The sequence below is a fragment of the Nonomuraea sp. NPDC049158 genome, assembly GCF_040648335.1.
Lineage (GTDB): Bacteria > Actinomycetota > Actinomycetes > Streptosporangiales > Streptosporangiaceae > Nonomuraea.
This window is the reverse complement of the sequence record NZ_JBEZDM010000028.1, coordinates 1-19,607: the sequence shown is the minus strand read 5'-3', so window position 1 is coordinate 19,607 and position 19,607 is coordinate 1. Positions and strand designations below refer to the sequence as shown.

The 19,607-nt window shown below is 70.0% G+C and carries 17 protein-coding genes, 1 tRNA gene and 1 pseudogene; 14 read left to right on the top strand and 5 right to left on the bottom strand.

What is annotated here, in order from left to right; genetic code table 11:
* The first annotated feature begins 132 nt into the window (after window positions 1-132).
* The 11 genes from AB0B61_RS41305 (at window position 133) to AB0B61_RS41255 (ending at window position 8,142) form a co-directional block, all read left to right on the top strand.
* Window positions 133-1,581: a hypothetical protein gene (locus tag AB0B61_RS41305; RefSeq protein ID WP_358444345.1), complete on the top strand. Its 1,449-nt coding sequence runs from the start codon at window positions 133-135 to the stop codon at window positions 1,579-1,581.
* Between the two features lie 94 nt (window positions 1,582-1,675).
* Window positions 1,676-2,002 (top strand): PadR family transcriptional regulator, encoded by a 327-nt coding sequence (locus AB0B61_RS41300; RefSeq protein WP_358444342.1) that lies wholly within the window; start codon window positions 1,676-1,678, stop codon window positions 2,000-2,002.
* Complete coding sequence (locus tag AB0B61_RS41295; protein WP_358444339.1) at window positions 1,999-2,850, top strand: hypothetical protein; 852 nt, start codon at window positions 1,999-2,001, stop codon at window positions 2,848-2,850. Before AB0B61_RS41300 ends, AB0B61_RS41295 begins: the two co-directional genes overlap by 4 nt.
* A gap of 18 nt (window positions 2,851-2,868) precedes the next feature.
* The gene (locus tag AB0B61_RS41290; RefSeq protein WP_358444336.1) at window positions 2,869-3,663 is read left to right on the top strand and encodes a uracil-DNA glycosylase; all 795 of its coding nucleotides are present in this window, start codon (window positions 2,869-2,871) and stop codon (window positions 3,661-3,663) included.
* 95 nt (window positions 3,664-3,758) lie between these two features.
* A complete protein-coding gene (locus tag AB0B61_RS41285; protein WP_358444333.1) occupies window positions 3,759-5,075 on the top strand; it encodes an NAD(P)/FAD-dependent oxidoreductase in 1,317 nt (438 codons plus the stop codon).
* A 79-nt stretch (window positions 5,076-5,154) separates the two neighbouring features.
* A complete protein-coding gene (locus AB0B61_RS41280) occupies window positions 5,155-5,667 on the top strand; it encodes an ACT domain-containing protein (protein WP_357943970.1) in 513 nt (170 codons plus the stop codon).
* On the top strand, window positions 5,664-6,188 hold the full coding sequence (locus AB0B61_RS41275; RefSeq protein ID WP_358444330.1) for a peptide deformylase: 525 nt from the start codon (window positions 5,664-5,666) through the stop codon (window positions 6,186-6,188). The genes AB0B61_RS41280 and AB0B61_RS41275 overlap by 4 nt, the downstream gene beginning before the upstream one ends.
* A gap of 49 nt (window positions 6,189-6,237) precedes the next feature.
* A tRNA-Leu gene (locus AB0B61_RS41270) sits at window positions 6,238-6,310 on the top strand.
* Window positions 6,311-6,480: 170 nt separating this feature from the next.
* Window positions 6,481-7,269, top strand: coding sequence for a Bax inhibitor-1/YccA family protein (locus tag AB0B61_RS41265; protein ID WP_358444327.1), 789 nt, complete (start codon window positions 6,481-6,483; stop codon window positions 7,267-7,269).
* Between the two features lie 167 nt (window positions 7,270-7,436).
* Window positions 7,437-7,670 (top strand): DUF4287 domain-containing protein, encoded by a 234-nt coding sequence (locus AB0B61_RS41260; RefSeq protein ID WP_357943976.1) that lies wholly within the window; start codon window positions 7,437-7,439, stop codon window positions 7,668-7,670.
* A 61-nt stretch (window positions 7,671-7,731) separates the two neighbouring features.
* Window positions 7,732-8,142, top strand: a complete 411-nt coding sequence (locus AB0B61_RS41255) for a PPOX class F420-dependent oxidoreductase (RefSeq protein WP_358444324.1) — start codon at window positions 7,732-7,734, stop codon at window positions 8,140-8,142.
* A 75-nt stretch (window positions 8,143-8,217) separates the two neighbouring features.
* On the opposite strand, the gene AB0B61_RS41250 is transcribed toward AB0B61_RS41255, so the two are convergent.
* From AB0B61_RS41250 to AB0B61_RS41240, 3 genes are all read right to left on the bottom strand, one after another.
* Window positions 8,218-9,435, bottom strand: coding sequence for an acetyl-CoA C-acetyltransferase (locus tag AB0B61_RS41250; RefSeq protein ID WP_357653679.1), 1,218 nt, complete (start codon window positions 9,433-9,435; stop codon window positions 8,218-8,220).
* Window positions 9,436-9,633: 198 nt separating this feature from the next.
* Complete coding sequence (locus AB0B61_RS41245) at window positions 9,634-10,977, bottom strand: PQQ-binding-like beta-propeller repeat protein (RefSeq protein ID WP_358444321.1); 1,344 nt, start codon at window positions 10,975-10,977, stop codon at window positions 9,634-9,636.
* A gap of 58 nt (window positions 10,978-11,035) precedes the next feature.
* A complete protein-coding gene (locus tag AB0B61_RS41240; RefSeq protein WP_358444319.1) occupies window positions 11,036-12,019 on the bottom strand; it encodes an SGNH/GDSL hydrolase family protein in 984 nt (327 codons plus the stop codon).
* A gap of 129 nt (window positions 12,020-12,148) precedes the next feature.
* On the opposite strand from AB0B61_RS41240, the gene AB0B61_RS41235 reads away from it, so the two are divergent.
* Window positions 12,149-13,519, top strand: a complete 1,371-nt coding sequence (locus tag AB0B61_RS41235; RefSeq protein ID WP_358444316.1) for a cystathionine beta-synthase — start codon at window positions 12,149-12,151, stop codon at window positions 13,517-13,519.
* Between the two features lie 41 nt (window positions 13,520-13,560).
* On the opposite strand, the gene AB0B61_RS41230 is transcribed toward AB0B61_RS41235, so the two are convergent.
* The gene (locus AB0B61_RS41230) at window positions 13,561-14,418 is read right to left on the bottom strand and encodes an NAD(P)-binding domain-containing protein (RefSeq protein ID WP_358444313.1); all 858 of its coding nucleotides are present in this window, start codon (window positions 14,416-14,418) and stop codon (window positions 13,561-13,563) included.
* Between the two features lie 141 nt (window positions 14,419-14,559).
* Here AB0B61_RS41230 and AB0B61_RS41225 point away from each other — a divergent pair.
* A pseudogene (locus AB0B61_RS41225) lies at window positions 14,560-15,714 on the top strand (BTAD domain-containing putative transcriptional regulator); the annotation flags it as partial.
* A 2,298-nt stretch (window positions 15,715-18,012) separates the two neighbouring features.
* Here AB0B61_RS41225 and AB0B61_RS41220 read toward each other — a convergent pair.
* Window positions 18,013-19,152, bottom strand: coding sequence for a histidine kinase (locus tag AB0B61_RS41220; protein WP_358444310.1), 1,140 nt, complete (start codon window positions 19,150-19,152; stop codon window positions 18,013-18,015).
* Between the two features lie 183 nt (window positions 19,153-19,335).
* On the opposite strand from AB0B61_RS41220, the gene AB0B61_RS41215 reads away from it, so the two are divergent.
* A complete protein-coding gene (locus AB0B61_RS41215; RefSeq protein ID WP_358444307.1) occupies window positions 19,336-19,503 on the top strand; it encodes a hypothetical protein in 168 nt (55 codons plus the stop codon).
* Window positions 19,504-19,607: the final 104 nt, after the last annotated feature.

Genomic DNA, 19,607 nt, shown 5'->3' with positions numbered 1-19,607 from the left:
GTGTGCAATCAGTTTTATGCTTAGGTAAAGGGGCATTGCGGGGGCTTTGTCATATTGCCGGACACGGGTGGTGTCGGCGTGGCGACCGTTCCCGGAGCGCATCTCTTCCCTAACGGAATGGAGCACTCTCACATGAACTCATCTCGTCCATTAGCGCGTAAGGCGGCGGCGTTCGGCGCCTCCGCCGCCGTGCTGGGCGCCATGGTCGCGGGGCTGGCAGCCGCTCCCGCGCAGGCGTCCACCCAGGCCACCGCGGGCAAGGCCGGCGCCGCGGCGGCCTCCACCAAGGCCAGGCCCAAGGTCTCGGTTTCCACGCCCAAGGCGTCGAGCCGCGACAACGACGGTTCCTGCCCGGTGAAGGTCGACATCTCGGCCAACATCAACGTCAAGCTCGACGGCAAGACCGAGCTCGCCTACCGCTGGCTCCACGGAGACGGCTCCAAGGGCAAGGTCAAGGTGCTGAAGCTCAAGGGCCACGGCACCAAGTCGGTCAAGATCGGCCAGACGCTCACCTTCAACGAGGAGGTCAAGGGCTGGGAGGCCGTGCAGGTCCTCGGTCCGCGCAAGGTGACCTCCAAGAAGGGCTACTTCTCGGTCACCTGCCAGGACGCCGTCGTCATCGACGGTGACCAGCTCGACGCGAAGAAGATCTCGGTCAGCGCCTGGGCCGACCCGAGCTCGTACGTCGGGCCCTGTACCCCCGGCGACAAGGTCAACTTCCTTGGCCGGATCAAGGTCAACGACCCGACGTGGGTCAAGTACCGCTGGGTGCTGAACGGTCGCGTCGTCGACTATGGCCGGACGAAGGTCTACCACTCGAAGACCGTCTCCTTCGGCTACTCGCCGCGTGAGAGCCAGCGGGGCTACGCCGTCCTGCAGGTTGTCGGGCGCGGCGGCGGCTCCTCCTCCGACCGGGCCTACTACAAGGTCTGGTGCAAGGACGAGGCTCCGACCCCCTCGGCGCGGGTTTCGGCCACCAGCCTGGTGACCGCGACCAACAACGACGGCTGCAAGGTCGGCGCGCACGCCAACATCAACTCGACCGGCCGCGCGCGGGTCGAGTACACGTGGTACGTCAACGGCCAGTCCGTTGACCGTGGTGAGGTCGGATTCGGCCGCGAGGGCTCGCGTACCGTCGAGCTGTCGGACCGCGTTCTCTCCGGTTCCGCGACGAAGGGCGGCCGGGTCACCCTGTCCGTCTCCGGGCCGAGGAACAACGACTCCATCAGCCAGTCCTACGCCGCCTGCGAGGCGCCGAAGCCGAAGATCTCGGTCTCGAGCCTCTCGGTCTCCGGCCAGCGCAACGAGTTCTGCGCCGACAAGCGTGGCCCCGGCGTCGACTTCAAGGCGACGATCTCCAGCACCGCCCCGACCACCGTCAAGTACTACTGGGTGATCGACGGCAAGCGTGAGAACCCGGACCTTGAGCGTCAGGTCAACGGCAGTGTCGATGTGACCTGGGGCATCGCGGGCGCGCAGAGCGCCAGCGAGACCAAGGGTTCCGTCCAGCTCGTTGTCACCAGCCCCGACTCGGCTTCTGCTTCCACCAGCTTCTCGGTGAGCTGCCCGAAGGGCGCCTGATCAGTTGAGTTGAGTTGAACCGGGTGGTGCCCTCGTGGCGCCGCCCGGTTTTTCTGTTTGCCACTACTGCGCTTTGCATAGTAGTGTGCATCGCGTGGATAGCAGCCAGCTGCTCAAGGGTGTGCTCGATCTGGCGGTCCTCGCCGTGCTCGACGAACGTGACGGCTACGGCTACGACGTCGTCCGCAGGCTGAGGGAGGCGGGGCTCGACGACGTCGGAGACGCCTCCGTGTACGGCACACTGCGCCGCCTGTTCAAGGCCGGCGCGCTCAACTCCTACGTGGTGGCCTCCGACGAGGGACCCCACCGCAAGTACTACGGGCTCAACGAGGTCGGCAGGAGCATGTACGCCTCGTCGGCCAAGACCTGGACCTCTTTCGCGGCCACCATGGCCTCCCTGCTCAAGGAGGGGCAAGCATGATCACGCCCGAACAGTACGCGCAGGCCGTACGGGGTGCCCTGGCCGATCATCCGGAGCGCGAGGAACTGCTCGAAGACCTGGACGATCACCTGGCGGAGATCGCGGCCGAGTCCGACGCGCCGCTGGAGGAGCGGCTGGGGCCACCCGCCGCCTACGCCGAGGAGCTCGTGGCCGCCTACGGGGGCCGGCCGGAGAGCGGCCGGAAGCCCCGCCGCCGGACGAAGGAGCGGATCGCGACCGTGCACTCCCGGCTCCTGCGACAGGCGCCCTACCGGGGCCTCACGGGCTTCCTGCCCGAGTTACGGCCCGGGTGGTGGGTGCTGCGCGGCTACCTGGTGGCCATGGTGCTGCTGAGTGTGGCCATCGATGGCCGGCTCGTGCCGCAGACCCTGACCGACTGGGTGGTGCTGGCCGTGTGCGTCTGGGCCTCGGTCTGGCTGGGCAGGCGGTCGAGGGGGCGGCTGGCGGCGACGACCGCCTTCGCCGCCAACCTGGCGGCCGTGCTCGCGCTGGCCGCCGGGTTCGTGGCGGCGCAGTCGGTCGAGTCCTCCTCGCCCGTCAGCTACGCGGTGGCCGACGCCCCCGTGATCGTGCAGAACATGGCGCGGTCGGACGGGTTCTACAACATCAAGCCGTACGCCAAGGACGGCACCCCACTGACCGACGTCTACCTGTACGACCAGGACGGCAACCCGATCATCACCCACCCCGAGGAGAACGGCTACATGGTCGACCGCTCATGCGGCGAGCCGATTCTCAACCGCTACCCGCTGCCGCTGGTCGAGGTCGCCCCCGAGACGCAGACCGCCGCCCCGTGCCCCAGCCCGAGTCCTTCGGCCACCAAGTGATCGGGCACCATCGGTGCCATGAGCTTCGTACCTCCAGGCACCGGTTGGCCCGGCGACCCGGCGACCGCTGACACCCCGGTCGCCCACGACCCCGCGGACGTGCGCCGCCTCGCCGCCGCCGGCAGCACCCTGGCGGAGCTCACGGCCGCGCAGTCCGTCTGCCGGGCCTGCCCGCGCCTGGTGGAATGGCGCGAGGAAGTGGCCGAGGTGAAGCGGCGCGCGTTCGCGGAGGAGACCTACTGGGGGCGGCCGGTCGCCGGATGGGGCGACGACCGGCCGCGCGTCCTGCTCGTCGGCCTGGCCCCGGCCGCGCACGGGGGCAACAGGACCGGGCGGATCTTCACGGGTGACCGCAGCGGAGACTGGCTGTTCGCCTCGCTGTACCGCGCCGGACTGGCCGTACAGGAGACGAGCACGCACGCCGCTGACGGGCAGCGGCTGATCGGCGCCCGGATGGTGGCCTCAGTGCGGTGCGCGCCACCCGCGAACAAGCCCACGCCCGAGGAGCGGGCCACCTGCTTCCCGTGGCTGTCGCGGGAGCTCACGCTGACCGCGCCGAGCGTGCGGGTGGTCGTCGCGCTGGGCGGGTTCGCCTGGCAGGCCATGTGGCCTGCCCTGAAGGACGCGGGCTACACGCTGCCGCGCGTCAGGCCGCCGTTCGGGCACGGCGTCGAGGTCCAGGTCACGTACGGGCAGGAGCCGGTGACCCTCATGGGCTGTTATCACCCCAGCCAGCAGAACACCTTCACCGGCAGGGTGACCGCCCAGATGCTCGACGACGTCTTCGTCAGAGCCAGGGCGCTGGGGGTGTGACGCGTCGCACGACCTGGGGATTGGCTTTATGGGGTGCCCTTGACGTAGCCTTGTGAATAGTTTCACAAGCGCTCCCATGGGATGGGGAACCGAGGATGAACAAGCACATTCTGATCGTCGGCGGCGGTTACGTCGGCCTCTACACGGCATTGCGGCTACAGCGCACGCTCCGCTCGGAACTGCGCGACGGCGACGTGCGCATCACCATCATCGACCCCCACTCGTACATGACCTACCAGCCGTTCCTGCCCGAGGCGGCGGCGGGCAACCTCTCCCCGCGGCACGTGGTCGCCCCGCTGCGCCGGGTCCTGCCCAAGGTGCGCGTGCTCAACGGCAGCGTCACCGCCGTCGACCACGACGAGCGGACCGTCACCTTCCAGCCGGTCGAGGGCGAGCCGCGCGAGATCGCCTACGACGTCATCGTGATGGCCGCCGGCTCGATCTCGCGGACGCTGCCGATCCCCGGCCTGACCGACATCGGCATCGGGTTCAAGACCGTGGGCGAGGCCATCGCGCTGCGCAACCGGGTCCTGCACCTGCTCGACGTGGCCGAGTCGACCGAGGACCTGGAGGCGCGCCGCCGGGCGCTCACCTTCGTGGTCGTCGGCGCGGGCTTCGCGGGCGTCGAGGCGCTGGCCGAGCTCGAGGACATGGCCAAGGACTCGACCCGCTACTACCGCAACATCGAGCCGTCCGACATCCGCTGGGTGCTGGTGGAGGCCACGAACCGGGTGCTGCCCGAGGTCGGTCCCGAGATGGGCAAGTGGACGCTGGAGCAGCTGCGCGAGCGCGGCATCGACGTGAAGCTCGACACGCGCCTGGAGTCCTGCGAGGGCGGCCACGTGGTGCTCTCCGACGGCTCGAAGTTCGACGCCGACACCCTCGTGTGGACCGCGGGCGTCAAGCCCAGCCCGGTGGTCAACGACGGCGGCCTGCCCCTCGACGAGCGCGGCCGGATCAAGACCACCACGAGGCTGACGGTCGCGGGCGTCACGGACGCCTTCGCCGCCGGTGACGCGGCGGGCGTCCCCGACGTGACCAACCCCGGCCAGTACTGCGCGCCCAACGCCCAGCACGCCGTACGCCAGGCCAAGGTGCTCGCCGACAACCTGGTCCGCCATCTGCGAGGGCAGGAACTGGTCGACTACCGCCACAAGTATGTCGGATCGGTCGCCGGTCTCGGCCTGCACCAGGGGGTCGCGAACGTCTATGGCGTCAAGCTTCGCGGATTCCCTGCGTGGTTCATGCACCGCACTTACCATCTGTCGCGGGTGCCGACGCTGAACCGCAAGGTCCGTGTCGTCGTCGACTGGACTCTGGCCCTGTTCTTCAAGCGGGAGACCATCTCTTTGGGCGAGATGGAGCACCCGCGCGACGGGTTCAGAGCCGCCGTGGCGACGACCCGCCGCTAGCCCGTGTACAGCAGCGCCCCGGTGCGGCCGCATCGGGGCGTTTCGGCATTCTCGATCTCAATCGAGAGGGGATCCACGAGTGGGGCTCTCAGCGGTGACGGTGCTCGGCGTGGACCGGCCCGGCGTGATCGCCGCGGTCACCGGCTCGCTCGCCGACTGCGGGGCGAACATCCAGGACTCGACCATGACGCTGCTCGGCGGCCATGTCGCGATGATGCTGCTGGTCTCGGGCGACCTGAGCGCCGACGAGCTCACCAAGCACCTGTGCGCGCCGGACCTGGTGGTGACCGCCTCGGCCGTCGAGGCCCGCCGCTACTTCGGCGGCCGGCCGACCGGGCTCGGTTACGTCCTGACCGTCCACGGCCCGGACCGGCCGGGCATCATCTCGGCCATCAGCGCCGAGCTCGCCTCGGTGGGCGGCAACATCACCGGCATGAGCACCCGGCTCACCGGCCGGCTGTACGTCCTCATCGCCGACGTCGAGCTGCCCGAGGAGGTCGACGTGGCCGGGCTGATGCGCGGGCTGGCCACGGTCGGCTCGGGCCTCGAGTCCGAGATCACCTTCCGGCCCGTTGAACCGGACCTGTTGTGACCCCGCCGGACGGGATCGCCCGCGGAGTGCTCGACGCTCCGCACCCGCTCCTGTCCGCCCGGGCCCAGCAGGTGGATCCCACCGACCCCCGCGTGGTGAGCGCGGCGGCCGATCTCCTCGCCACCCTGCGCGGCGAACCGGGGACCGCGGGCCTGGCCGCCCCCCAGATCGGGCTGAGCTGGCGGCTGATCGCCTTCGACGCCGCCGGGCACCCAAGGGGTAGGTCGTGGGCCGGCGAGCTCGTGGTGGTCAATCCACGGCTCGCTGAGGCGTCTCACTGGTGCGTCGGGCGGGAAGGCTGCGCCTCGATCGCGGGTTTGACCGCTGACGTACGGCGAGCGACGCGTATCACAGTGCTTGGCAACTTGCCTGGCACGGGAGATCCCGTCACCATCGAGGCGGATGCATTCGAAGCTAGGTGCATTCAGCATCAACTGGACCATCTCGACGGCGTTCTGTTCCTGGACAGAGTGTCAGGAGCCCTATCACTTCACCGCAGACTTCACAGTTGTGACGCCTGATACGAAGTTGTGCTCCTCGGAAGCATGGTCCGTTTCGTATGATTGCGGCGCCCCCGTAGCCCAAAGGCAGAGGCAAACCCCTTAAAAGGGTTGTAGTGCGGGTTCGAATCCCGCCGGGGGCACCCGCATCTACCAGAGGAAATGCCTCACTAAACAACCCTCAGTAACCGCGGGAACTCAGGAACGGATCCGTTCGTTGTCCACCTGCTGAAGTCTCGAAACCACATAGATCTGAGTGCGGGTTGACCTAGGTGACGCCGCGTCCAATAAGCTCGGCGCACAGGAGGCAGCGATGGAGAGCAAGAACCCCGTTTTCAACCGGTCCAGGCAGGCCGGCGGGTGGCAGGGCACGACGCCCACCCCCGGGCAACTACAGAACATGTACGACTCCCCGTCGTACGCGCCCCCGGCCCCGTCCGCCTACCGGACGATGACGATCGACGACGTCGTGGTGCGCGGTTTCATGACCCTGGGCACGCTCGTCGTGGCCGCGGCCGCCGCCTGGTACCTCAACGTCCCTCTGGGTGTGGCCGTCGGCGCGGCCATCGTGGCGCTCGTCCTGGGGCTGATCGCCTCGTTCAGGATGAGCACCAACCCGGCGTTGATCCTCAGCTACGCCGCGTTCGAAGGAATCTTCCTCGGCGCGCTCAGCAGCGCCTACGAATCCCTCTACAACGGGATCGTGCTCCAGGCGGTGCTCGGCACCGCGTTCGCTTTCGGCGGAGTCCTGACCGTCTACGCGCTGCGCGTCGTCAGGGTGACACCGAAGTTCGTTCGGTTCGTGGTGGCCGCCGGCTTCGCGGCCCTCGGTCTGGTGCTCGTCAACCTGATCGCCGGGATCTTCATCCCAGGCGGCCTCGGGCTGCGCACCGACTCCCCGATCGGGTGGATCTTCAGCGTCGCGATGATCCTGATCGGCTGCTTCTTCCTGCTGCTCGACTTCAACTCGATCGAGGAGGGCGTCCAGCAGGGCGCCCCGGAGAAGTTCGCCTGGCAGTGCGCCTTCGGGCTGACGCTGAGCCTGGTGTGGATCTACCTCGAGGTGCTCCGGTTCATCAGCATTTTCACGCGTAGCGACTGACCGTTCGCCTCCTGGACCCCCTCTGGACCCCGCCGATCCGGCGGGGTCCTTCTCTTTGCGCGACCGAAAATCTACCCGCCGTTACAAAAACCTCGGTGGTTGGGGCTTGTCATTCCGGGGGACGTGTTGCAGTGTCGAGCAAAGGACCTTAATCCGTGGAGGTGCCCATGTCCTTGAACCACTCACCGGAGACGCAGACGAAGCTGATCGCAAGGGTCCCAACGATAACGGGACGCGAACTCCCCGAGTGGTTTCAAGCCATCGACAACGGCCCGTCCTTTCTGAGGTGTGACGAGCGGGCCAACTGGCTCGCCGACGAGCACGGGCTGTCCCATGGCTACGCCGCCGCCATCGTGCACGAACACGAGCGGTACCGCCATAACCGTATGGGCTTCCTGTAGAGCCCACACTCCGACCCGACCCGCGCCCGTGCCTTCGGTACGGGCGCGGAATCATGGGTGGATGGACCTAGACGAAGCACGAGACTTCCTGCGGCACAACCACCGCGCGGTGCTCCTCACCAGGCACGGCGACGGCCGCCCGCAGATGTCCCCGGTGTCGGTGGGCGTGGACGACGAGGGCTACCTCGTCATCAGCACCAGGGAGACGGCCGCCAAGACGCGCAACATCCGGCGCGACAGCAAGGTGACGATCTGCGCCTTCACGGACGCCTTCTACGGGAACTGGATCCAGGTGGAGGGCGAGGCGGAGATCATCTCCCTGCCCGACGCCATGGACCACCTGATCGCCTACTACCGGGGGATCTCGGGCGAGCATCCTGACTGGCCGGACTACGAGGCGGCGATGGTCCGCGACAAGAGGGTCCTGGTCCGCGTGACCCCGACCAAGGCGGGTCCGGACCACCACGGCTGAGGCGAGCTCACCGACGTTCAACGGCCCTGGAACGCCGGGCCGTTGAACGTCGGTGGTGAGACGTCGGTGGTGAGACTAGGAAAGGCGTTCGAGGACCATCGCCATGCCCTGCCCGCCGCCCACGCACATGGTCTCCAAGCCGATCGACTTGTCGTGGTGGCGGAGGCTGTTGATCAGCGTGGAGGTGATGCGCGCGCCCGTCATGCCGAACGGGTGCCCGACGGCGATCGCGCCGCCGTTGACGTTGAGGCGGTCGAGGTCGATGCCCAGATCCCGGTAGGACGGGATGACCTGCGCCGCGAACGCCTCGTTGATCTCCACCAGGTCGACGTCGTCGATCGCCATCCCCGCGCGCGACAGCGCCTGCTTCGACGCCTCGACCGGGCCGAGGCCCATGATCTCGGGGGACAGGCCGGTGACGCCGGTGGAGACGATGCGCGCCAGCGGTGTGATGCCCAGTTCGGCCGCCCGCGTGTCGCTCATCACGATGACGGCCGCGGCGCCGTCGTTCAGCGGACAGCAGTTGCCGGCCGTGACCGTGCCGTCGGGGCGGAAGACCGGCTTCAACCCGGCCACCCCCTCGTACGTGGTCCCGGCCCGCGGCCCGTCGTCCTTGCTGACCACGGTGCCGTCAGGGAGCGTCGCCGGGGTGATGTCCTTCTGCCAGAAGCCGTCGGCCAGCGCCTTCTCGGCCAGGTTCTGGGAGCGGACGCCGAACTCGTCCTGGTCGCGCCGGGTGACGCCCTTGATCTGGGCGAGGTTCTCGGCGGTCTGGCCCATCGCGATGTAGACGTCGGGGATCGTGCCGTCCTCGCGCGGGTCGTGCCAGCTGTGCCCGCCCTCGGCGGACGCCTTGCTGCGCGCGATGGCGTCGTCGAAGACCTGGTTCTGTGTCTCGGGCAGCGAGTCGGAGTTGCCCTTCACGAACCGCGACACCATCTCCACGCCCGCGGACACGAACACGTCGCCCTCGCCCGCCTTGATCGCGTGGAAGGCCATCCGGGTGGTCTGCAGCGACGACGAGCAGTAGCGGGTGACCGTGGTGCCCGGCACGTTGTCGAGGCCGAGCAGCACCGACACCACGCGGGCCATGTTGAAGCCCTGTTCACCGCCGGGGAGACCGCAGCCGAGCATGAGGTCGTCGATCGTCGTCGGATCGAGCTGTGGCACCTTGGCGAGCGCGGCCTGGATCATCTGCACGGTGAGGTCGTCAGGACGTATGTCCTTCATCGAGCCCTTGAAGGCTCGCCCTATGGGTGAGCGAGCGGTAGCGACGATCACAGCTTCAGCCATCTTCATCCTCCTGTGTCGGCCGTTAGAACTATATTCCAGTCCTGGCGGCGGAGCACGGAGGGGCCCGGCCGCCGTACGCGCGTGGCGCCCGGCCAGGGGTCGGGCGCCGTGACCTGCGCGTACTTGGCGGCTTCGAGGGCGTGAGGGATAGGCGGTCAGCTCGTGGGGGATGGGCCGTCAGCTCGTGGGGAGGGGCCGTCAGCCGTACATGCCGGGCGCCGTGGCCGTGCCGTCGTTGAGCGCGTGGACGGCGCCTTTCTCGTCACGCCAGAGGCGCCAGCCGTCCTGGCTGCCGGTGAACCAGGGGGGCGGGGCCGTCGTGGACGCGAGTCGCTTGCCGGTCGCGAGGTCGTACTCGCAGACGGCGGCTATCGAGTAGAAGCCGGGGGCCTGGGCGCGGAGCGGGAGCGGTTTGGGGTCCGTGACGCAGAAGGACCAGCCGCGCTGGTCCTCGACCGGGACCGGCCCGCCCGTCGTCAGGTCGAAGGCGGCGCCCTTGGCGTCGTGCTTGAGGAAGCCGAGCTTCTCCATGCGGTCGGGGAAGGCCAGCCACCAGCCGGAGCCGGGCACCTCGGAGGCGGGGATCTGGCCGACGACCCGGCCGCTCTCGGAGTCGAGCCGGGCGAAGCCGCCGTAGGTGCCCTGCCGGTCGACCGGGCGCACGACGGGAGCGTAGCCGGGGCTGCCGCTGGGGTAGACGCGGACGACCGAGGGACGCATCCAGTTGATCGTGCCGTCGCCGGTCTTGATGGAGAACAGGCCGAAGGTGGAGGCCTTCTTCGTCCGCGGGTTGGTGTAGGGGGCGACGTAGCCGATCAGGTTGTCGCCGGTCGAGCCGAAGGCCCACCCGCCCGACATGTCGATGCCGGGGCCGAGCGCCTGCTCGATCGGCTGCTGCCACTGCAGCTTGCCGGTCTTGAGCTCGTACGACTCGATCATGGGGTTGGCGGCCAGGCGGAGCAGCAGCACCCGGTCGGGATCCGACCACTCGACCTCGGCGATCCCGGGCAGCTTCCACAGCTGCTTGCCGCTGGCCGGATCGAGCACGACCACGCGGGCGGTGGAGAGCGCGGTGTGCTCCGAGAGGCAGATGTAGGACCCGCAGCGCTGCGGGCCGAACGTCGAATGCACCGGCCGCGTCCACTTCTGCGCGCCGGTGCGCGCGTCGCGGGCGACGATGGCGGCGTTCCAGCGGCCCTTCTTGGCCGGGTCGACCGCCACCACGACGGCCTGGCCGGGGGCCGTCTCGACGATGGCGGGCGCGGAGACCCCCATGCCGGGCAGCCGGCCGGCCATGGTGGCCGGCTGGGCCCAGAGCTTGTTGCCGTGGGCGAGGTCGACGGCGACGGTCTCCAGCGTGCCGTCGGGCTTCATGGAGGTGGTGGTGACGACCCCGCCCGCGGCCGACATCCGGCTGACCGCGTCGATCTCGTCGTTGTGCCAGGTCGGGAAGTGGACCGTGGCCGCGCCGCTGTCGGAACAGCCGGCCAGGGCCAGGATCCCGGCGAGAGTGAGGGCGGCGTTCGCGAGGGGCCGAAGCACGAGCAATCCACTCCAAAGGGACGAGGAGTGACGGCTTCGGTTCGGAGGGTGACCGGGATCAGGCGTCGTTAGGCGTCTCTCCCAGCCGGCGGCGGAACAACGTCGCCCACTTGCCGTGGAGACCCGTCGCCCGCCCGGCGACCGTGGTCGCGGAGACCTCGGTGCCGGGCTCCTCCGCGGCCGTAGCCGCCGCGAGGTAAATCGGTTGCAGTCCTTCGCCGCGCGCGGGTCGAGGTTCTGGCCACAATCCCAACGCAGCGCATACAGAAGGTAGCACTGCGTAAGCTGCCTGTGCGTAACCTCGGGCAGATGGGTGGAAACGATCGGGTCCGAACATCTCGCCCGGATTTGTCGCGAAATCCGGGCCCAGGACGTCGGCGAACGAGACCGTACGCCCGCCCGCGTCGACCACCGCGACCGTCTGGGCCGCGGCCAGCTGGCGGCTCCAGCGCCGCGTCACCCAGCGCAGCGGCTGCGCGATGGGCCGTACGGTGCCGAGGTCGGGACAGGTGCCCACGACCACCTCGGCGCCCGCCTCGCGCAGGCGGCGCACGGCCTTGCTCAGGTGGCGTACGGCGACCGCGGGCGGGGTCTGGGTGGTGACGTCGTTCGCGCCGACGAAGATCACCGCAAGTTGGGGCTCCGCCTTCAGCGCCCGGTCGACCTGGTCGGCGAGTTCGGCCGACGGGGCTCCCGACTTGCCGACCACGCGGAGGCGTACGGGGCGTTCGGCGACGGAGGCAAGCCCGTTCGCCAGCAACACGCCCGGGGTCCCGGCCGGGTCGGTCATCCCCAGGCCGACGGAGAGGGAATCGCCCAGCAAGACCATGGTGAGCGGGGTGCCGGGGAAGTCGCCGTAGACGCCGTCGGAGGGTGGCCCCTCCATGCCGTGGGGGCGGCCGATCATCTTCCTGGCCAACAGGCTCTCGGCCATCAGCAGGCCGTACGCGGTGGCGCCGAGAGCCGTCAGCCCGCCGCCGCCGAGTGCCGCCGCCGTCGCGATCTTGCGCGCCGCCCGCGCCGTGCCCGCTGCCCAGACCACGTGCGTGCTCCTCTCGGCCGAACACGGCGGTAGCGTTTGCCTTGAAAACTAGCCGAGTGCCCGCCACCCCCACGGGAGCTCGGCCCTCGGCAAGCTGACCAAGCTTCGGCAAAGAAGGTGAACACCTCGGTGCGCGTTTACGATTCCCTGGTCGAGTTGATGGGCAACACCCCGCTCGTCAGGATGCACAAGGTCTCCGCAGGCCTCCCCGCCCAGGTGCTCGCCAAAGTCGAGTACTTCAACCCGGGCGGCTCGGTCAAGGACCGCATCGCGGTCCGCATGATCGACGCGGCGGAGGCGTCGGGGGAGCTCCGGCCCGGTGGCGTGATCGTCGAGCCGACGTCCGGCAACACGGGCGTGGGCCTGGCCATCGTGGCCCAGCAGCGGGGCTACAAGTGCCTGTTCGTGGTGCCCGACAAGGTGGCCCAGGACAAGATCGCGGTGCTGCGCGCCTATGGCGCCGACGTCGTGGTCTGCCCGACCGCCGTGTCGCCCGACCACCCGGACTCTTACTACTCGGTGTCCGACCGGCTGGCCCGCGAGGTGCCCAACGCCTGGAAGCCCGACCAATACTCCAACGTCAACAACCCCGATTCCCACTACTACTCGACCGGTCCCGAGGTGTGGGAGCAGACCGAGGGCCGGGTCACCCACTTCGTGGCGGGCATCGGCACCGGGGGCACGATCAGCGGCGTCGGTCGCTACCTCAAGGAGATCTCCGACGGCCGCGTGAAGATCATCGGGGCGGACCCCGAGGGCTCCGTCTACTCGGGCGGTTCGGGCCGCCCGTACCTCGTGGAGGGTGTCGGCGAGGACATCTGGCCGGCCACCTACGACACGAAGATCTGCGACGAGATCATCGCGGTGTCCGACAAGGACTCCTTCAACATGACCCGGCGGCTCGCCCGCGAAGAGGCCCTGCTGGTCGGCGGCTCGTGCGGGATGGCCGTGGTCGCGGCGCTGGAGGTGGCTGCCAAGGCCGGGCCCGAGGACGTGGTGGTCGTCCTTCTGCCCGACGGCGGGCGCGGCTACCTGTCCAAGATCTTCAACGACGACTGGATGGCCGACTACGGCTTCCTGACCACGTCGTCCGAGGAGGGCCTGGTCCGTGACGTACTGGCCCGCAAGGGGGCGGGCCTGCCGGAGTTCGTGCACGTGCACCCGCACGAGTCGGTCGGTACGGCCATCGCCATCATGCGCGAATACTCGGTGTCGCAGCTTCCGGTGATGAAGGAGGAGCCGCCGGTCATGGCGGCCGAGGTGGTCGGCTCCATCGTCGAGCGCGACCTGCTCGAGGCCCTCTACCGCGGCCGGCTCTCCTCCGAGGACACGATCGCCGAGCACATGTCGTCGCCGCTGCCGATGATCGGCAGCGGCGAGTCGGTGGCGCACGCGGTGGAGGCGCTGGAGAAGGCGGACGCCGCCGTGGTGCTGGAAGACGGCAAGCCGGCCGGGCTACTGACCCGCCAGGACCTGCTCGCCTTCCTCGCCAACCACTAGGGCCTTAACCACTAGGGCCTTAACCACTAGGGCCTTAACCACTAGGGCTTTCTGATCGACTCGATCACGGTGCCGAGCCCCTCCGAGCCGCGCCCCTCGGCGTCGGCCCGTTCGAACAGCTCCTTGAGCGCGTTCGGCACCGTGGTCTCCAGCCCGGCGTCCTTCAGCGCGTGGACGACGTGGTCCATGCCGACCGCCTGCATGTGCAGGGAGTTGAGCTCACCCGGATACACCCGGGCTTCGGTCTCCTCGGCGAGGATCTTGGCGAACCCCATCGGTCCGTCGCCTCCGAGTTGCGTGAACGTCTCCCTGGCGAACGGCAGGAAGTCCCGGGGCGGCACCCCAGCCGTGCCGAGCAGCGAGAGCGCGTGCATGTAGCTGGTCAGGCTGGACCAGAAGATCAGCAGCTGCGCCTGGTAGTACATCATCGCCAGGCCCTGGTCCTCACCCACATAGGTGATCGTGGCCAGCGCCTTGAGCGTCTCGGCGTGCCGGTCGACGGTCTCCTTCGGGCCACTGTAGAAGGTGTACGCCATGGGCAGCCCGATGGCGGGCGGCGGCACCATGATCCCGCCGGTGACGAGTGTGCCGCCCCGCCCGGCCACCCACTCCGCCGCCGCGCGCAGCTCCTCCGGGGTCCCCGAGCTGAGGTTGACCAGCACCTTCCCGTCCAGCCGCGCATCGCTCAGACTGTCGTACATGGCCTGGTAGCTCACCTGGCTGATGACCAGCAACTCGCCTTCGGCCGCTTGGTCCGCTCGCCGGGCGCCTCTGGCCACGAGCGGGTCCGTCTTGCTCTTGGTACGGTTCCAGACGGTCACCTCGTGGCCCGCCGCGAGGAACGTCTCCGCCATCTTCGACCCCATCGGGCCCATTCCGATCACTGTCACTCGACTCATGAGCCCCACCATCGAACGTCCCCCTACGGAAATCCTTCCGCCTCGCTACGGGTTGTCCTTGACGTGGTGAGTTTCGGGGTGCTCGGGCCGCTGGCGGTCTGGACGGACGACGGCCGCCCGATCCAGGTGACGGAACCCAGGATGCGGGCGCTGCTGGCCGACCTCCTGGCCCACGGGGGCGGGCCGGTCTCGATGGACCGGCTGATCCACGACCTGTGGGGGGAACGGCCCTCCCGCAATCCCGTCGGCACCCTCCAGGCACGCGTCTCCCAGCTCCGCCGCGCCCTCGGCGACCCCGGCTCGATCGTCCACACCCCGGCCGGCTACCGCCTGGCACACGCCGCCCCCTCTCGGGCCGGAGGCTCCGGTGCCGCGCTGGACGCGGACCGGTCTCTTGCGGCGCTGGGGGAGGGTCGTTTTCGTGTCGCGCTGGACGCGGACCGGTTCCGCGAGCTCGTCGGCGAGCGTGCCGCGGATCCGCGTGAGCGGGCCGCTCAGCTCCACGAGGCGCTGAGCCTGTGGCGCGGTCCCGCGTACGCCGACCTCGCCGACGAGGAGTTCCTCCGTCCGGAGATCGCGCGTCTGGAGGAGCTGCGCCTGGCCGCCCTCGAAGAGCAGGCGGAGGTACGGCTCGCCCTGGGCGAGGACGTGGACCTGGCCGATCTGGTCTCCCGGCACCCGTTGCGCGAGCGCCTGCGCGCCCAGCACATGACGGCCCTGTACCGGGCCGGACGGCAGAGCGAGGCCCTGGCCAGCTACGGCGAGCTGCGCGAGCGATTGGCGGAGGAGCTGGGCCTGGACCCCACGCCCGAGCTGGCGGCACTCCAGGCGGCGATCCTTCGGCAGGACCCTTCGCTCGTCCGGCAGGCCCCTTCGCCCGCTGCCCAGCCGCCCCGCTCCAACCTGCCGTCGCCGCTCACGGAGCTGATCGGCAGGGACGCGGAGGTCGCCCAGGCCCGCGACCTGCTGGACGCCGCCCGCCTGGTGACGCTCACCGGTCCCGGCGGCGTGGGCAAGACCCGCCTCGCCCTGGAAACCGCCCGTTTCCTCCTCGAGGAAAGCACCGCCCCCTTCGACGAGAGCACCGCCTTCCCCGACGGGGTGTGGCTGGTGGAGCTGGGCGGGATCACGGACGTGGCCGAGGCGGTCGCGGACGTGCTCGGCGTACGGGACGACGACGCCGCGCCACTGCCGCCGAGGCTGGCGACCGCCCTGGCCGCCAAGCGCGCGTTGCTCGTGTTCGACAACTGCGAACACCTGGTGGAGGAAGCGGCGGAACTGATCTCCGCACTGCTACGGGCCGCCCCAGGGTTGCGGATCCTGGCGACCAGCCGGGAACCGCTCCGGGTGACCGGCGAACGCGTCCATGTCGTACCACCGCTGACCGAGCCCGACGCGGTACGCCTCTTCACGGTCCGCGCCGGAATCAAGCTGAACAAGCCGAACGCCACCACCACGGGCGCGACCGTCACGAATGCCACCACCACGGACGCGACCGGCGGTCCGAGTAAGTCGAACGAGGTGGGGGAGGCGGTCGCGACCATCTGCCGGCGGCTCGACGGACTGCCGTTGGCGCTGGAGCTGGCCGCGACACGGGTGCGGGCGTTGGGTGCGCGGGAGGTGGCCGAGCGGCTCGACGACCGGTTTCGCCTGCTCAGCTCCGGCATGCGTGATGCCCCATCGCGCCAGCGCACGCTCCGGGCGGTGATCGACTGGAGCTGGGACCTGCTGTCCGGTCATGAGCGGGTCGTGCTGCGGCGGTTGGCCGTACACGCGGACGGGTGCTCGCTGGAGGCGGCCGAGGCGGTCTGCGCCGAGCCCGGCGTGGACGTGGTGGACGTGCTGGCCCGTCTGGTCGACCGCTCGCTGGTGGTGGTGTCCGCCGGGCCCAGGTACCGGCTGCTGGAGTCCGTCGCGGTCTACTGCGCCGAGCGGCTGGCCGAGGCGGGCGAGCACGGGCAGATCGCCGTACGTCACGCCCGCTACTACACGGCGCTGGCCGAACGGGCGGATCTGCGCGGTCCAGGGCAGAGACAGTGGCTCGAACGCCTGGACGCCGAGACCGCCAACCTGAGGCTCGCCCTGTCGGGTCCGGAGCCGCTCCGCCTGGTCAACGCGCTGGCCTGGTACTGGTTTCTACGCGGCCGCATGGGCGAGGCCCGCCGCTCGCTGGCCGCCGCCCTGTCCAGCGCCGCCCCGGCGCCTAGGGCCACTCTGGTGTCCGGAGTCGCTCCGGAGTTGGGGGTTGCCTCGGTGTCCGGGGTCGCCGCCCTGTTCAGCGTTGCCCCGGCATCTAACGCCACCCCGGTGTCCGGAGTCGGCCCGGCGTCCGGAGTCACCTCGGCTGTGCCCGCCACCGATCCGAGCGTCGGGCGGGCGGCTGTGGCGTCGGTGTGGTTGGCGGGGATGGCGTTGTCCGTCGGGGAGGTGGCGCCGCCTGTGCGGGTGGCTGGGCTCGATGCCGGAGGGCGGGCGCTGGCCGACTGGTTCCTGACCCATGTGCGCTGGGCGTACGGCGATCATGGCGCCCACGAGGCGGCGGCGAGTCGGGCGCTGGGCGCGTTCGAGGCGCTTGGCGACCGTTGGGGGATCGCCGCCGCGCTCAGTCTGCGCGCGAAGCTGGCCGTCGGGCGGGGGGATCTGGCCGCGATGGAACGGGACGGACGGCGGAGTCTGGAGCTGTTCGGCGAGCTGGGGGATGCCTGGGGGCGGTTGGAGGCCATGGACGCGCTCGACCGGCTGGCCGAGATACGGGGTGACTACGCCGAGGCCGCCAGGTTGCGCGAGGAGCAGTTGCGGCTGGCGGAGGAGCTCGGCTTCGAGGTCGCGTTCAAACTGGCCGGACTGGGCCGTGTGGCCCTCCTGGCGGGCCATTATGGGCGGGCCGACCACTACCACGAGCGGGCCAGACTGCTGGCCGTGGAGCAGTCCTACAAGGCCGCGGAGGAGCATGCCGTGCTCGGGCTGGCACTGAGCGCCAGGCGACAGGGCGACTACGTGCGGGCGGAGGGGCTGCTGACGCCGTGGCTCGGCTGGCTGCGTGAGGTGCGGGGGACGCCCGGCATCGCGTTCGTGCTGGCCGAGCTGGGGTTCGCCGCCGAGCAGCGCGGTGACGCCGGGACGGCGCTGGCCAGGCAGCGCCAGGGCTACGAGGCGGCCCGAGCCACCGGGGACCCGAGAGCGGTCGCGCTCGCCTTGGAAGGGCTGGCGGGCGCGCTGTCACTCACGGCCGAGCACCCCGGGGAGGGACAACAGGCCGAGCAGACCAGGAACGGACAACAGGCCGAGCAGACCGGGAACGGACGACGGGCCGAGCAGACCGGGAAGGGGCTACAGGTCCGAGGGAGTCGTTCCGGCGGGTACAGGGAAGCGGCGGGGACGCCCGGCTGGAGCCGTTCCGAGGAGTACTGGGAGGCGGCGGGGATGCTCGGCGTGGCGGCCGCGCTCAGGGAGGCGGCCGGGATGCTCGGCATGGCCGCTGCGCTCAGAGAGGCGGTGGGTGTGCCGTTGCCCGCCCCCGAGCGGGCCGACGTCGACCGGATCACCGCCAGGCTGCGCGCCGCGATGGGTGCGGAGTACGACGCCGCGCACGCCTCAGGACGTCGGAAACTCCGCGACCACTTCCCAGGCACCGTCGGAGCCGGGCCCGGCGTAGAGGCGGCCGCCCAGTGCCTCCACCCGCTCGGCCATCCCGACCAGCCCGAACCCGCCGCCCAGGCGCGAGAGCCGGGGGTCGGCGGCTGAGCCGAAGTTGCGGATGCGCAGCAGTACGAGCTGGTCGAACCGGCGTAGCTCGGCCTCGACCCAGTCGGCCCCCGGCGCGTGCTTGCGGATGTTGGTGAGCGCCTCCCGCAGCACCCGGTGGACCGTCGTCATGACCTCCGGCGCCAGGGTGTGGTCGTCGATGCCGGACCCGATCTCGAACGCGACGCGCGGCCCGTTCGCCGAGAACCGTTCCGTCAGCAGCCGCAGATCGGCCAGCGACGTGCCGGGGGTCCTGGCGGCCTCGTCCTCGGCGCGCAGCACGCTGACCAGGCGCCGCATCGAGGTGAGCGCGTCCGTCCCGGCGCCGGCGATGGCGTCGAGGGCGGGCAGCACGGCTTCTGGCTTCATGGCGGCGACCGTGCGGGCGGCCTGGGCCTGTACGACGATGCCGGTGATGTGGTGGGCGACCAGGTCGTGCAGCTCCCTGGCCACCTCCAGGCGCTCCGCACGCCGTACGGAATGGACGGCCTCCTTGCGGCGCTCCTGCTGGAAGCGGAGGTAGCCGCCGACGGCGGCGGTCATCGTCCACGCGGTGAAGAGGATGAAGGAGAAGACCAGCTTGTTCTGGGGATCGCGCGAGGCGCCCTCCGCCATGAGGACGACCAGCGCGGTGCCCCCGAACACCACGGCCCGCTTGATCGGCTCGACGTGGCGCAGCACGCCGAGCGTCAGGATGATCAGCGCGCCGGTCTCCGCCGCCCCGGGCACGCCCACGAACCCGCTGAGGGCGATCACCATCGAGGTGGCGAGCGAGAGGGCCAGCATGACGACGAACGTCTCGACCCGGAAGCGGCGCCGCAGGATGGCGGCCGCGATGCCCGCGACCCCGCAGATCGGCACGAGCCACTGGACGCCGCCCCTGGTCCCGGCTATCGCGAGGTCCATGAGGAGCATCATGGCCAGCCAGCCGACCGCCGCGATGTCGCTCAGCCGGCGGATCCAGTAGACGACCTGCTTGGCTTCCCCCACTCCTAGGAGCCTAAGCCGCAAGTCGGATGGTGGGCATCGACCGTTCGGCTGAGGGGGCTCGCCGAGGACCAGCCCTTCAGCGGAGGCGGCGGCGGGGGGCCGTCGGCGATGCTGATACATGTCCGGAAGGGGGACGGGAAAATGATTGTCCTTGGGTTCGTACTACTGGGTATCGGGTTGGTCGTGGGTCTGCTGCTGGCGCTGGCCGACCCGGTGCTGCTCTCCCGCATCAACGGGGAGCACGCGGAGGGCGGCAGCGGCCGCCACATCCAGGTGCCCGCACGCGACGCCGACGTTATACCGCTGGCGACGAGGGCAGGCGGCGACAGGAAGAAGCCGCGAGCAGCCTGAGACCTGGCTTGCGCGGGGCATGACGCGCGAGTCACGCGGGCGCGGTTGGGGACGGCGCCCGCCTCGGCCCGCGGTCCGTTGGGGAACGGCCCGCGGCCCGTTCC